Genomic DNA, 14,465 nt, shown 5'->3' on the forward strand with positions numbered 1-14,465 from the left:
GTTAGTTGTTATTAGTGCTACTATAGGCTTCTATTTTATTGACTTTGGGTATTCCATGATCATTTTAAATATGCTATCAAATAAAAGGTCAACTAAGTGGTCTGTGTTGTTTCTTTGCAAAAAAAAATCTGGTTGATGAAATCCTTACAACTCATTCTTTCCAACTTAAAATATTTTGCCCCTTCTTGGGTGTTTGCCTCAGTAAATATTTTAATAGGCACGTGGATCCTCTATTTGCCACATATTAAAATGAAATTTGAATTGAACGATTCTCAAATTGGTTTGGCTTTATTTTTTACGGCCTGTGGGTTATTGATATCCATACCTTTTGTACCATATATCAATAACAAAATAGGGGTAGGTCGCTCTACTCAATTGGGGATCTTATTTTTGGCTTTATTTTTTAATTTACCCTTACTAGCTTCTAATTATTATTTACTGTGTAGCAGTTTATTGTTCACAGGCATTTTTTCTGGCTTTACAGGCACGTCCATGAACGCTTTGGTTTCCATTATAGAAAAAAGAGATCAGCAAAATTTTATGTCTGCAGCGCATGGTTTTTTTAGTTTAGGAGGTTTTATAGGAGCGGGAATAGGCAGTTTTCTCATCCTCCAATGTTCAAACCCCAGTTACCATATGTTGTTGATGTCTTCTTTTATTATCCTATCCACTTTGTTGTTAGCTCCTAGTTACAGCAATATCGAAGAACCCAAGGAAGATAAGAGTAGTGAAAGCACCAATATATTTAAAAACATAAAACCTGTATTAGGCTTATCAATCATCGCCTTTATTATCATGTTTAATGAGGGAGCAGTGGAACATTGGAGCAATTTATTTTTGTTTGATATCGTCCGTGTTTCGGAAAGTCAGGCAGGTTTTGGATTTGTGATTTTTTCACTCACCATGACCCTTGGTAGGTTTTTAGGAGATGGTGTCAGTAAAAAAATAGGTGCTATCAGGTCTATAAGTTTTGGCTTGATCATCGCAGCGGTGGCTTATTCTTTAATATTGGTTTCCAATTTTTATATTACTGTTTTTGGCTTTGGGGTATTAGGTTTGGGAATTTCTGTAATCATCCCTGAAGTCTTCAGATTAGCTGGTAAAACAAAACATTTGAATACTTCTGTGGCTATTTCAGTTGTTTCTGGAATAGGGTTCATGGGTTTTCTTGTAGGTCCTGTTTTATTGGGGCTGATCTCTAATTGGAGCAATTTAATGATGAGCTATGTATTTTTATTACTATTGATTGTGTCCGCTTTTGGTTTGGTGGTAGTTCGTATAAGTAAAAAGTACCGCAACAATTAACCTTAAGTTTTAGAGTTTCTACTGTTGTTGTCTCGCTTTCGCGAAAGCGGAACAGTGATAAGTTTTAAAGCCCAAAACTAACTATTGCCTATAACGTTTAATGAGACCTATTCCGACATCAAAGAAATCAAAAAGCCATCTCGCTGGACATAGCTTTTTGCTAAGCAGCAAGGTTTTTTAATTTGCTGAAGAAGTTACTTGATCCTAGCGGATAAGATACTAATAGCTTATACCCTGACGTGACCATCCCCAAAAACATAATATTTATTGGTCACCAACTGCTTTAAGCCTAACGGCCCTCTGTGATGCAATTTATCGGTACTGATCGCTAATTCTGCACCAACTCCCATTTGACCACCGTCGGTAAATCTTGTGGAGGCATTATGGTACACTGCGGCATTATCTACTTGTTCCATAAAGACTTTAGCAGACTCTATATCTTCTGTAAGTATCACAGCAGAGTGGCCTCCAGAATAGTTATTGATCATATCAATGGCTGTAGTGGCGTTATCCACTTCGGCAATTAATAGTTTCATGGCCAAAAACTCTTCATACCATATATCTTGACTGGTTATGACATTTTCCTTAGGAAGAATTTTTCCTATGTGTTCATCAACTACCAATTCTACTTTTAAATTGGTCAAAACAGCCTGTAATTCCTTTACTTTGTCTTGGTAATTAGGAATATTTTTATCGATTAAGACTTTATCCAAGGCATTGCACCCCGATATTTTATCTGTTTTTGCATTCACAATCACCTTTATAGTTTTTTCCCAATCGGCATCTTTCCCGACATATAAAAAGTTATTCCCGCGTCCACTGATCAGTACAGCACAGGTAGCGTTATCCTTGACAAATTTGATCAAACGCTCGCCACCTCTAGGCACTATAAGATCTAATTTTTCAGTTGGATTTTTTAAGAACTCTTGAGTTTCTTCGCGTTTTAAATGGAGCAATTTGATCCAGTCTTTGGAAAGTCCATTTTCTTCTAAAGCTTCGTGCCAGCATTTTTCTAAAACGATGTTGCTATTCAAGGCTTCTTTTCCACCTTTCAACAAAATTTTATTATTGGCTTTAAAAGCGAGTACAGCGGCTTCTATAGTTACATCTGGTCTGGATTCATATATAATCATGATGGTACCAAACGGAGCCGTTTTGTTGGTGATTTTCAACCCGCTATCTAAAGTTACATCAGATATTTCTTTTCCTACAGGATCCTCTTGGGCTTGAACTTCTTTGATGGCTTGGATCATACTGTTAATTTTGGCATCATTCACCACTAGTCGGTCATATAGAGCTTGGTCTTCTCTATTAAATGCCTGTAAGTCCTTTTTATTAGCATCTAGAACAGCGTTGCGTTCTCTATCAATGATCGAGATCATGGAGTTGAGGACTTGATTTTTTATTTCTGAGCTTAATAATTTCATATCTATTGGAATGTCTTTATTAGTGTATAAATTTTGTTCCTACTTCTTTATCGTCAATGATATCTACAATCACATTGGCGCGTTTCCCGTTAGCAATATAAGTAGGGATGTTTTTTTGAGCCGTACTTTTGGCGATCTTCAATTTAGATCCCATACCACCTCTGCCTTCGCCTTCTTTTTTATTAGAAGCCTTCACGTATTGTTCTACGTTTTGGTCAGATCTTACTTCGTTGATCATAGTGGAATCTGCATCATCAGGATGTCCAGTGTATAATCCGTCAGTATCAGATAAGATAATTAATTTATCGGCATCTAATAATTCGGCAACTAAACTAGCTAACTCGTCGTTATCAGAAAACATGGACATGGTTAGAGATACCGCATCATCTTCATTAGCTATAGGAATAACCCCTTCAGAGAGCAATCCTTCATAACAATTGATCATATTTTTTCTGTGCAATCCAGCATCAAAATCACGTTTAGTGGCTAGTACTTGTGCGCATCGCATTCCATAATCATGAAAAATACTATAGTAATGGCGCATCATTCTAGGTTGTCCTACCGCAGAGTACACTTGTCTTCTGATAGACGGGTCTTCTATTTTAGTATCTCCGAGAATTTCTTTTCCTGCAATGGCAGATCCAGAAGATACCAGTACAACCATGATGTTACGCTCGTACAACACTGAAATTTGACGTACTAATTCTTTAATAACCGGTCCTAAGATCCTGTTATCTTTATTAGTTAATACGTTGGTACCGACCTTTACTACGATTCTTTTCGGTCCCATAATTATTCTTTTCCTAGTTCTACCGCTCTATCAAATGCTGCATAAGCAGCGTCTTTTATAAGTTCGTTGACGTTATTATCTTCCATAGAATCAATGGCAGCTCTTGTTGTTCCTCCTTTGGAGGCTACTTTGTCAATCCATGATTCAGGAGAGATGTTGTTTTGATTGAACAACGCTATAGCTCCTTCAAAGGTGCTGCTTACTAATACTTTGGAGTCGTATTCTGAAAAGCCCATTTTAAGAGCTGCATCTAACATAGATTGCATAAAATAAAATACGTAAGCTGGTCCACTACCAGAAATTCCTGTAGAGGCATCAATAAAGTTTTCAGTTTCTACATGTATAGAAACCCCTGTTGTTTCAATAAGGTTGCGTACCATAAGAAGTTCTACACGAGAAACTTCTTCAGATTCTGTGTAAGAAGTGACCCCTTTTCCCACTTGAGCTGGTAAATTAGGCATGGTTCTCACTACTTTTTGAACACCTAATTGATTTTGAATGGTATCAATAGTGACCCCTGCCATCAAGGAAACAAATAGTTGTCCCTGATTGATCAAGGATTTCATTTCTTCAAATAAACCTTCACAGTGGTAAGGCTTTACAGCTATAAAAACAATGTCCGATTTAGGCAAACAATCTTCCAGTTTGCTGTAAACTTGGAACCTTCCATCTTCATTTAGTGTTTTAATTTTATTAGGGTCGGTATCATAGATCCTAAGTTTTTGTTTTGAGAGCAGCGGCGAGCTTGCCATTCCTTCAGAATAAGTGAAGCCCATATTTCCTGCGCCAATTACTAATACTTTCATGTTATAAGGTATTCATTATCAATATTAATTGAATCTTAACCACTGCAAGTATTATACAGAAGTATCCTTATGATTATTTATATTAAAAGAATTGAGGTATCTTAAATGGAATGGACTAATAGTTGCGAAATTCAAGGTATATGTTATTAATGGTTGTTAAAACCTTAAATTTTATTTTATGTAACCGGGTTGAAGCGCCAAGTTGTCGGTGACAAGTTGGAGGTTTTTAGTAGTTTTTTTTTAAAAAAACACTAAAATTTGTGAGTTATTCTATTTTTTTTGGCCATTTCTGACTCATTTGAGGTGTTTTAATACCATAATGATAACATGTAACCTTGTAATCAGTTAAATATCACTATTCACTTCATCCTATTTAATGATCGGGCTCAATATGAATAAGTACCTGTCCTAAATTAGGTAATTTGTTTTTTAAATGATCTTTTAAATGATGGGAGATGTCATGACCTTTTTTTACAGAAATCTGCCCGTCAATGATAGCGTGTAAATCCACGTGAAATTTCATTCCGGCTTTGCGGATAAAACATTTTTCAGTACCTAAAACGCCTTCCACTTCTAATGATTTTTTCCTGATTTCATTTTGTAGGTCACCGTAAAGTTGCTCGTCCATTACCTCTCCTAAAGCGGGTCTTAAAATCAAATAGCTATTGTATAAAATAAAGAATGATGCAAACAGGGCTGCAACATCATCAGCTATTTCATAGCCTTTTCCAAAAAATAGAGCTACTGTTATTCCAATAAATGCCATTACAGATGTTATGGCGTCACTTCTATGATGCCATGCATCTGCTTTAAGAGAAGAACTATTGGTTTGTTTACTTTTTTTTATCACAATTTTAAAGGAGACTTCTTTCCAAATGATGATTAGCCCCAACACAATCAGTGTCCATGCTTTTGGGGCTTTATGGGGTGTCTGAATATTTTGAATGCTTTGGTAAGCAATTAAGGTAGCGGAGATCACAAGAAAAACAACTACCGCAAATGTGATTAAAGGTTCAATTTTACCATGTCCATAGGGATGATTTTTGTCGGCAGGTTTCTTGGCATATGTAAACCCTAATAACACTAAAAATGAAGCAAAAATATCTGCTATGGATTCTATCGCATCTGCGATCAGCGCGTAAGAATTTCCAAAGAAACCAGCACATCCTTTTATAAGAGCTAAAGCAAGGTTTCCGATGATGCTGAAGTACGTCGTTCGTATAGCAGTTTGTAAATTATTCATTTTTATTATTTATTCAGCAGTAAAAATTTATAAGAAACAAAGGTTATTAAGGGACTCGATCACCACAACGGAATACCCATCATTATTCTCTACAACAATCAACACCTTTAAAAATTTGACATCATAACGAGATCAACAAGGTAGTACTTCTGGGTCAGTTTTAAAAGTAGGTAACGTACTTATTAACACTTAAATAAAGTTATTTTCAGGAGTAATCGGTCTTTTTTTATCTCACTAAGGCTACGGATTTAAAGAACTTAGCAACATTTTTTCTACTTTTAAAAAAAGGGACTAATAATAGGGGTGTGTTATATATTGTCTTTAAATTTTTGACCAAAAAACTACTTTGCTTTTTATTCCAGTTCAATAGCACCCCGGTTGCTAATATTTTAATTGCGTTTCAATCGTATGTTGCGAATACCAAATTCAGTGTCCCATTGGCTCACCTCTATAAAACCGAATTTTTTATAGAGCCCATTGGCTGGTCCATTAATCAGACCAGTTTCTACAATAAATATACCGGAGTCATAAGTAGTATTAAAAACAAACCCTATCAGTTGACTTGCAATTCCTTGTCTGAAACAGTCTGGTTTTATAACCAGACTTGCAATACGGGTATGATCATTGGCATGCTTTATTTCAATGACTCCGGCTAATTCCTTATTCTTAATAAAACCCAAAAAGTCAGTTTTACTTTCCTTGTAATTTTTTAGAGGGCTGCTTAAAGAAGGGGAATCAATAGCTTTTAAAATTTTGGCCGCTACTGTATAGGAGGCTTGAAAAACAGCATGAATTTTTTTAGATACTTCTATCTTGGTATTTTGAAGTTTCTTGATCATTTTAATAAGAGTTGATCTAGGGTGCAATAGGATAGGAGTGTTGGAACAGGTGCTGCCTTAAATTTTTAAGTGACAACAAGCCTAGACAAAAGGGGAGACCTTTTAGTCTGATTAAAATCAAAGAGGTTGATCGTCTTAATGGTTAATTATAATTCCTCTCCTATATGTTTTTTGTAAAACTTCCAGTCTTCTCTAGCTACTTTTCTACCCAATTCTAATCCTGCAATATTATCCGACTGTATGTGATATCCTCCTAATACTCGCGATATTCCAGCCATTTCAGCAGCTTCTGTAAATGTGGGGAATTTCAAAGTAATCGTACTTCCTAGGTGATCAGGTTCTGTTAAGGCACCCGCCACTAGTAAGGCCTCAGAACCAAATTTTTCACTACCAGTCCATATTTTTAATGCTTCCGCACATCCACCACTTATGGTACTATGACCTGAAGTATAACTAGGAAATGGAGGGCATAAAAATACAGGGGGTGAATAGGGTTGCCATTTCGAGCCATCTATTTCTATCATTCCTTTGCCTTCTCCTCCCCAAGCTTTAATTTTTTGTCCCTCATAATACTCATGAACCAATGCATAAGGCCTGGCAGAGTCATAAAACATTTTAGAATCCCAATTAGCAATAAACGCATCCATTGCTACGATCTGATTATAGAAATACATTTTTACATCTTGATCTAGAGTGTGGTCATCTCTAAGGGAAACCTCTTGTGCAAACTTTAACCAATGTCCAGCTTGTTGAACAGACTCGGGACCATCTCGCATAAATTCTACCAAGGCTTTTTGATAGTCAGTTAGATTTTTTTGCAAATCAATAACTTCTTGAACCTCTAGCTTCATTTGCATAGAGCCTATTTTTGGTGGTGGTCCCGGACGGAATTGATCAGCAGATTTTAATGCAATGGGTTCTACCTTATTCCAAAAAGGAGTGAGACAACTAGGGGCATAAGTACCTCCTTTACCGTCTGAAAAGTATTTAGGTTGCCATCGATCTGGGTCGATGTTCACATCTGGCGAATTTATTGGAGCATATCCGGTATAATCAAAATAAGGTATTCCATTTGATCCATCTTCTTCTCCATATTGATTGGCCCCATCACCCTTTCTAGCATTAATAACAGCCATTGCAGCGAGGTTTCCAATACCTTCAGGAGTATTGGGATTTAAGGAATTATTGTTAGGGTCTAATCCAAGTTCTATCATGAACTCGGCAAACAATTTTTGGTCTGAATAATAGTACTCATTCAAGGCTCTAAAAGCAGCATAACTAATAGCTATCTCTTTGTTTCTTAAATTGCGTTCATTAATTGGCTTTCTTTCAACCTTGTCAAGGTACACCGGAAGTGCTTTTTCATCAAATCTACTCCATGCATCAAAGATGGAAACAAATACCAATCCCAAGTATCTAGAAGTGACAGTAGGTCTTGGTTGAAACCTTTCGGTATCCTTTGCTTGGGCAATTAAAGCCATCTGTCCCCATTTGTAGGCTAAGTTATCAACTCCTGTTGGCTCTTCATTTTCTGTGAAAATTTGTGGATCATGTTGATTTTTTTCTTGCCTACAGCTAATAAAAATTAGTATAGTTAAAAATAATACGAGTTTTTTTTTCATGTTCATATTTTTCAAAAGCAAAGGTTGGCTTCAGCTATATTATAGAGTACATAATGATATAACGAAGTTAGCAAACAAATTACATATAAAAAATTATAATAGTATGAACGGTTATCTGGAATATGGTCAAGCGAAAAAGAACAAAAGCGAAGCATTAAAGAGAATAGGCACCTATTTAGTGATGAACACTGATCAAGTGCATCTAGTAGAGCAGCCTATTACTTGCAGTTGTTAAACCTACTAAAAAGCAAATTGAATGGTCTTGAACTAATTTAAGTGTATTGCTCCTTGATCGATTCATCCCGTAATAATTAGTCTTCCATCTTATTTCATCTTTCTAAAAGGGGGCAGTAAAATCAAATAACTTAGTTGATTGAGGTAGCAACCACTGCTTAATGCGTTCTTGTAGGATAAGCTTGTTTTATTTTTTTAAAGAGGCAGCTTCAAAATGGGCTTTAACTTCAGCCAACTTAGCAGGACTGGTAAATGTCACGGCATAAGCTTCTTTTATGGAGCGACTTTTTATAACGTCTAACGCGATGTCCTTCCATTCGTGAAAATTCAACGTAATGGGATTATAGGAATTGATTGGTTTTGTGATACCATATATGGCTTGTTCTTCTTCAGTTTGAAAGGTCCCGAAAAGTCTATCCCAAACAATAAATGTCGATCCAAAATTTTTATCCAAATATTTTTCATTTTTTGAATGATGAACCCTGTGGTGCGATGGTGTCACAAAAATATATTCAATAGGAGCAGGCAATTTTCTAATATATTCTGTGTGTATCCAAAACTGATACAACACCTCAATTTGATGGCATATAAAAAATAGTACGGGATCAAATCCCATCAGAATGATCGGGATAAAAAATATAATTTTGATGTGCTGCGTCCACCCCAATCTAAAAGAAACCGACCAGTTATATTTCTCAGAATTGTGATGAGTCACATGAGTTGCCCACCAAAAGCGATTGACATGAGTTAATCGATGCGACCAGTACCTACAAAAATCAATAGAAATGATACAGAGAATATAAGCCCACCATACTCTTGGAATGCTCCAAGGAACTGCATTGTAAAAAAACAAAAAGACCCCGAAAATCCCTATTTTTAAAAGGGCAGAAATTCCAACATTTACAAGACCTATACATGTGGCAGATAACGTATCTAGTCCATTATAGTACTCTTTTTTTTGATAAATGGTAAACAACCACTCCATCAATACAAGTAAAATCATTGGGATTGCAGCTATTTGGATGATTTCTAGACCAGCAAGCTGGTCCAATAACATTTCCATAGTTAGGGGATTTTCTTTCATATAGCGAGTGAGTTCTTTTAGTGAGATTCTTTAAAATGGAATGCCGCTGGTAACATACCGCATGCTTTTCCAAAAAGAACCCTAATTTTGAAAAATAAGCTTTTTATGAATTACTCTACCACTAATATTGGGTAAGTTGTTATTAATTAAATAAATGCTCCAGACCTATAGGAGGACTTATCACATTGGAGGAAGTGCTGTATCCATAAGAAAATAAGGTGCGTAAGCATTTCGACAGAAAATCTTGGAAGTAACTTCTTTTCAAATAGATTTTCATTTGGTAGAATTTGATGTGAGTATTCTCGCTTTCGCGAAAGCGAGAATACACTTTATACCATACAAAAAAACACTTGACATTGTGTAGGTAAGGGTGCCTCTAATATCCTGTTTTCTAATTTATTACATGATTTAAATCATGTGATGAGATTTAAAATCATTTTACTTTTAGTTCTTAACTGAACAAAAAATGAGTTATATAAAAATCACATCCAGCCAAATTTCCAATCTTGATTATTCTCTTAAAAGAGAAGTCCTCCAAACTAACAATGTAGGCAGTTATTGCTATTCCACAATAATTGGTACCAATACAAGAAAATATCACGGGTTACTAGCGGTGCCTCAACCACATATTGACTTAGATCAACATGTACTTTTATCTACTATTACCGAGGAAATTACAGAGGATCAACATCATTATGAATTGGGAACTCAAAAATATCCCAATACCTATGCTCCTCATTCATGTCACTATATCAGCACTATAGAGGTAGAACCGGTGCATAAAGTTACCTATGCGATAGGTCATGTGATCCTCACCAAGGAGCTGGTATTGGTGCCATACAAGAATCAAATTTTAATAAGGTACACGTTAATAGATTCAAAATCGGCGGTGCAGTTGAAATTAAACCCATTTTTAGCGTTTAAGAATAAACATTGCTTGAATAAGGCAAATTCTACTTGGAATACCAGAAATATCAAAGTGCCTAGTGGTGTGTGCTTTCATCCTTATGAACTATACGACAAGCTTTTTTTACAATTCTCGTCAAACAAGTCAACATTTGTAGAGGAATCAGACTGGTACTACAATGCTGAATATGAAAGGGAAAAGGAACGAGGTTATGACTATCATGAAGATCTTTGGAAGCCTGGGTATTTTTTAGCAGATTTAAGGAAAGGTGAAAGCCTGGTCTTTTCTGCGGGATTAAAAGAAGTAAATCCTAAAGGTTTAAAAAGTAGTTTTACAAAAGCAGTCCAAAAGCTTCCTTTATTTAAAACAATGGAGGATTGTTTGATACATGCCGCTTCCCAATTTATAATCCAACGAGATCGACAGACTGAAGTGATTGCTGGCTATCCTTGGTTTAATCGATGGGGCAGGGATACGTTTATCGCATTACCTGGGCTTACTTTGAGTCAAGGAAATGTGAAAGACTTTAAAGCCGTATTGGATGGTATGATTCAAGAGCTTAACGGGCCACTATTCCCTAATTTAGGTACAGGAAAACAAGCAGCAAGGAACGCTGTAGATACCCCTTTATGGTTGTTCTGGACCCTTCAACAATATGTGCAACATACAGCTACCCCTTCAACACTATGGAAAAAGTATGGGGTTTACATGAAATCTATATTAAATGGGTATAAGGAAGGCACACAATATAATATCCAGATGCAAGACAACGCTCTGATTTATGCTGGGGAAGAAGGAGTTGCCCTTACATGGATGGATGCTGTCTGTGAAAATAAAGTGGTTACCCCGCGTATGGGTTATGCTGTTGAGATTAATGCCCTTTGGTATAATGCAGTGTGTTTTAGCGTGGCATCTGCTCGATTAAGTGGTGATGAAGATTTTGTCAGTAATTGGGAGCCTTATATTAATAAAATAAAAACTGCATTTTTAGAAACTTTTTGGGATCAAGAAAAAGGTTATTTGGCAGATGTTGCAAAAGATGGCTTTGTGGATTGGTCGATACGCCCTAATCAAGTTATTGCTACCTCTTTAGCTTTTACGCCTTTAAATGAAAAGCAGTGTAGAGCCGTATTGTTAGTGGTTGAAAACAAATTACTTACTCCAAGGGGATTGCGCAGCTTAAGCCCAGATGATCCTAATTATATTGGCTCATATCAAGGAAGTCAACAGAGTCGTGATAGTGCATACCATCAAGGTACCGTATGGCCTTGGCTTTTAGGTCATTATGCAGAAGGGTATTTGAAAATTCACCAAAACAAAGGAGTCGGGTGGATACAGTCTCTTTATAATGATTTTGAAAACACGTTACAAGAGCATGGATTAGGAACGGTTTCTGAAGTATATGATGGGGACCCACCACATCATCCGAGAGGTGCTATTTCACAAGCTTGGAGTGTGGCAGAGTTGCTAAGAATACATCAAATGCTGCACAAGTATTATAAAATAAAATAAGGGAAGCTCGCTATTCTAAACCCTTATATGTTCCCATGTAGCATGATTTATGTCATTTTAAAAACACTGTTCTTTCTTTATTTTCAATTCTTAATGCAAGAATAACTCGTTGTTTTAAAACGAAAAATAGTAAGGGATATAGTGCTTAATCTGCTTTATTTAAAGTGGAATCAACAGCAATGTTTTGATTTTTATTTCTTGCTAGAGTTACATATCCAACTACAAAGCTTAGAAATATGAAGGTATTAATGTTTGGGTGGGAGTATCCACCAGAAATTTCAGGAGGATTGGCCACAGCTTGCCATGGACTAGTTCAAGGACTTATAAATGTTGGTTATGACGTCAAATTTGTGATTCCCAATACCACTAAAGAATTGAAAACGCCACAGTTTCAATTGATCAGTGCGAGCCATATTAAGCTGCCTAAAAAATGGAGTGCCAAATATGTAACATTATTAAATCAAGCCATCTATCAAATACGTCCCAATAGCTTTCAAAATATGAAAATGGATACCTATACATTTTCTGGCACCTATCAAGAAAACCTCTTAGAGGAAGTTTATTGGCTGGCTGTAGTTGCTTCTCAAATCGCATTAGAGGTAGAATTTGATATTATTCACGCACATGACTGGCTTACCTATCTTGCTGGAATACTCGCCAAAGAGGTGAGTGGAAAACCTATGGTGGTGCATGTACATGCCACCGAGTTCGATCGTTCAAAGAATATCAACAAGCAGGTTTTCCAAATTGAACAACTTGGAATGCAAGCAGCAGACAAAGTAATGACTGTAAGTAACCTGACTCGAAAAACCGTTATTCACAACTATCATATCCCATCTCAAAAAGTCATTACAGTTTATAATGGTGTGATACAAAAAGAACAGCCATCACCTCTATACAAGAAACTATTGAAAGATAAAATCGTTACCTTTTTAGGTAGAATAACGTATCAAAAAGGACCTGAGTATTTTATTGAAGCTGCGGAAAAAGTTTTAAAAAAAAACAAAAATGTAAGGTTTGTCATGGCGGGAAGTGGAGATCTTATGAATGAGATGATATTAAAAGCAGCTTCCAAAGGATTGGCTACTAAATTTCATTTTACTGGTTTTTTAAAAGGTAATGCCGTCCAGCGAATGTTAAAAATGACTGATATTTTTGTCATGCCATCGGTATCAGAACCCTTTGGCATCACTCCACTTGAGGCAATATATAACCATGTGCCAGTTATTATTTCTAAACAATCGGGAGTTTCAGAAGTATTGCCACACGTCCTAAAGGTAGATTATTGGGATACCGATAATCTCGCAGACGTCATTCACGGGTTGTTGAATTACAAAATACTTGGCGAGATGGTAAAAGGAAGCAGCAGCAGAGATCTTAAAACCTTGACATGGGAACATACCGCTATAGGGGTCTCACACATATATAAATCCATAGCGTGATATGAAAACAACTACCAAACATATATCGTTCTTATTTGAGGTGCATCAGCCGTTTCGCCTAAAGAAATATCACTTCTTTGATATTGGTAATGATAATAATTACTATGATCATGAAAATAATGCAAGACTACTGCTCAGCATTGCAGAAGAGAGCTACTTACCCACAGTTCAAATTTTGATGGATCTCATTAATACCTATGGTAATTCAATTAAAATAAGTTTTGCTATTTCGGGAACCGCTTTGGATCAAATGCAGCGCTATGCGCCACATGTTTTAGAAAGCTTTCAGCGACTTGCAGCAACAGGAAATGTAGAATTTATAGGTCAAACGAACAGCAGGTCACTATTTTCTGCGACTTCTATGAACTCCTTTTCTATGGAAGTTGGTCTTCATAAAAAAGCAATAGAAAAACACTTTAGACAAATACCATCCACTTTTTTAAATACAGGATTTATTCTCTCAGAACAGCTTTGTAACACCATTTTTGAATTGGGTTTTAAGGCTATAATTACAACTGACGAAGCGGCCGTTGTACATGGTAAAAATCAATATGCTATTTATAAAAACAATTCAGTAAAGCCCCTAAAGTTTCTCTTAAGAAATTCATCTCTTAGTAATGACATCTCTTTTAGGTTTTCTCAAAAGGATTGGAGTGAATGGCCTCTTACGGCCGACAAGTACATCTCTTGGTTAAAGGGCCTTCAGCCTAAAGAAAAAATAGTTACTATAACGATGGACTGCACCAGCTTTGGATCAACTCATAAAAGCAACACAGGAATTTTTTCTTTTTTAAAATTTTTGATGCACTATCTGGCTGAAGATAAAGAGATGATTTTGAGTACACCACAAGAAGCATTAGAGAGTCATCAACCAAGATCACAAAGTTTTTTTCCTAATTCTTATAAAGGTAGTAAAAGTGTTGGAAATGAGGTTTTTGAAAATGAATTGCAAATGGAGGCCTTTAAATCTTTATATCATTTAGAAAATAAATTGGGCAAGCTAAATAACCAACAGTTGCACAAGGATTGGAGCTATTTACAGTCGGCTGATCATTTTTATTATATGAGCGACAACGGCTTTTTTGACAACTATTTTAATCCGTATAACAGCCCATACGATGCATTTCTTAATTATATGAACGTGCTGACAGACTTCTCATTGAGATTGGAAAATGCAAACAAAGCAGTTGCTACTTCCATTCCTTTATTATAACGAAGTTGATGCAAATAGTAAGCAGTGTTGGTGATTCCATT

At 36.1% G+C, this 14,465-nt stretch carries 11 protein-coding genes; 4 read left to right on the top strand and 7 right to left on the bottom strand.

The window, feature by feature from the left end; translation table 11 throughout:
- The first annotated feature begins 135 nt into the window (after positions 1–135).
- Positions 136–1,305 carry an MFS transporter gene (locus tag KG732_RS10010; protein ID WP_213523132.1) on the top strand — a complete coding sequence of 390 codons (1,170 nt, stop codon included), beginning with the start codon at positions 136–138 and terminating at the stop codon, positions 1,303–1,305.
- Positions 1,306–1,532: 227 nt separating this feature from the next.
- Here the strand turns inward: KG732_RS10010 and KG732_RS10015 are convergent, their stop codons facing one another.
- The 7 genes from KG732_RS10015 to KG732_RS10045 all read right to left on the bottom strand — a co-directional run bounded on the left by KG732_RS10015 (position 1,533) and on the right by KG732_RS10045 (position 9,350).
- Positions 1,533–2,744, bottom strand: coding sequence for a glutamate-5-semialdehyde dehydrogenase (locus KG732_RS10015; RefSeq protein WP_292891372.1), 1,212 nt, complete (start codon positions 2,742–2,744; stop codon positions 1,533–1,535).
- A gap of 7 nt (positions 2,745–2,751) precedes the next feature.
- Positions 2,752–3,522, bottom strand: a complete 771-nt coding sequence (gene proB, locus KG732_RS10020; protein ID WP_213523136.1) for a glutamate 5-kinase — start codon at positions 3,520–3,522, stop codon at positions 2,752–2,754.
- Positions 3,523–3,524: 2 nt separating this feature from the next.
- Positions 3,525–4,328, bottom strand: a complete 804-nt coding sequence (proC, locus tag KG732_RS10025; RefSeq protein ID WP_213523138.1) for a pyrroline-5-carboxylate reductase — start codon at positions 4,326–4,328, stop codon at positions 3,525–3,527.
- Positions 4,329–4,701: 373 nt separating this feature from the next.
- The gene (locus KG732_RS10030) at positions 4,702–5,571 is read right to left on the bottom strand and encodes a cation diffusion facilitator family transporter (RefSeq protein ID WP_213523140.1); all 870 of its coding nucleotides are present in this window, start codon (positions 5,569–5,571) and stop codon (positions 4,702–4,704) included.
- A 389-nt stretch (positions 5,572–5,960) separates the two neighbouring features.
- Entirely contained in the window at positions 5,961–6,410 is a 450-nt protein-coding gene (locus tag KG732_RS10035; RefSeq protein ID WP_213523142.1) for an N-acetyltransferase, read from the bottom strand.
- A gap of 146 nt (positions 6,411–6,556) precedes the next feature.
- Positions 6,557–8,032 (bottom strand): vanadium-dependent haloperoxidase, encoded by a 1,476-nt coding sequence (locus KG732_RS10040; protein WP_213523144.1) that lies wholly within the window; start codon positions 8,030–8,032, stop codon positions 6,557–6,559.
- A gap of 421 nt (positions 8,033–8,453) precedes the next feature.
- Positions 8,454–9,350 (bottom strand): sterol desaturase family protein, encoded by an 897-nt coding sequence (locus KG732_RS10045; protein WP_213523146.1) that lies wholly within the window; start codon positions 9,348–9,350, stop codon positions 8,454–8,456.
- A gap of 466 nt (positions 9,351–9,816) precedes the next feature.
- Between KG732_RS10045 and KG732_RS10050 the strand changes: the two genes are divergently transcribed.
- The 3 genes from KG732_RS10050 (at position 9,817) to KG732_RS10060 (ending at position 14,424) form a co-directional block, all read left to right on the top strand.
- Positions 9,817–11,769 carry an amylo-alpha-1,6-glucosidase gene (locus KG732_RS10050; protein ID WP_213523148.1) on the top strand — a complete coding sequence of 651 codons (1,953 nt, stop codon included), beginning with the start codon at positions 9,817–9,819 and terminating at the stop codon, positions 11,767–11,769.
- Positions 11,770–12,005: 236 nt separating this feature from the next.
- Complete coding sequence (locus KG732_RS10055) at positions 12,006–13,211, top strand: glycosyltransferase family 4 protein (RefSeq protein WP_300980417.1); 1,206 nt, start codon at positions 12,006–12,008, stop codon at positions 13,209–13,211.
- A gap of 1 nt (position 13,212) precedes the next feature.
- On the top strand, positions 13,213–14,424 hold the full coding sequence (locus tag KG732_RS10060) for a hypothetical protein (protein WP_213523150.1): 1,212 nt from the start codon (positions 13,213–13,215) through the stop codon (positions 14,422–14,424).
- Positions 14,425–14,465: the final 41 nt, after the last annotated feature.

Source organism: Nonlabens sp., from assembly GCF_018401815.1.
Lineage (GTDB): Bacteria > Bacteroidota > Bacteroidia > Flavobacteriales > Flavobacteriaceae > Nonlabens.

Bases quoted from the DNA above. Each gene is read 5' to 3' on its own strand.
- KG732_RS10040 (WP_213523144.1), bottom strand. From the start codon at position 8,032: ATGAAAAAAAAACTCGTATTATTTTTAACTATACTAATTTTTATTAGC.
- KG732_RS10055 (WP_300980417.1), top strand. From the start codon at position 12,006: ATGAAGGTATTAATGTTTGGGTGGGAGTATCCACCAGAAATTTCAGGA.
- KG732_RS10035 (WP_213523142.1), bottom strand. From the start codon at position 6,410: ATGATCAAGAAACTTCAAAATACCAAGATAGAAGTATCTAAAAAAATT.
- KG732_RS10010 (WP_213523132.1), top strand. From the start codon at position 136: ATGAAATCCTTACAACTCATTCTTTCCAACTTAAAATATTTTGCCCCT.
- KG732_RS10045 (WP_213523146.1), bottom strand. From the start codon at position 9,350: ATGAAAGAAAATCCCCTAACTATGGAAATGTTATTGGACCAGCTTGCT.
- proC (WP_213523138.1), bottom strand. From the start codon at position 4,328: ATGAAAGTATTAGTAATTGGCGCAGGAAATATGGGCTTCACTTATTCT.
- KG732_RS10030 (WP_213523140.1), bottom strand. From the start codon at position 5,571: ATGAATAATTTACAAACTGCTATACGAACGACGTACTTCAGCATCATC.
- proB (WP_213523136.1), bottom strand. From the start codon at position 3,522: ATGGGACCGAAAAGAATCGTAGTAAAGGTCGGTACCAACGTATTAACT.
- KG732_RS10060 (WP_213523150.1), top strand. From the start codon at position 13,213: ATGAAAACAACTACCAAACATATATCGTTCTTATTTGAGGTGCATCAG.
- KG732_RS10050 (WP_213523148.1), top strand. From the start codon at position 9,817: ATGAGTTATATAAAAATCACATCCAGCCAAATTTCCAATCTTGATTAT.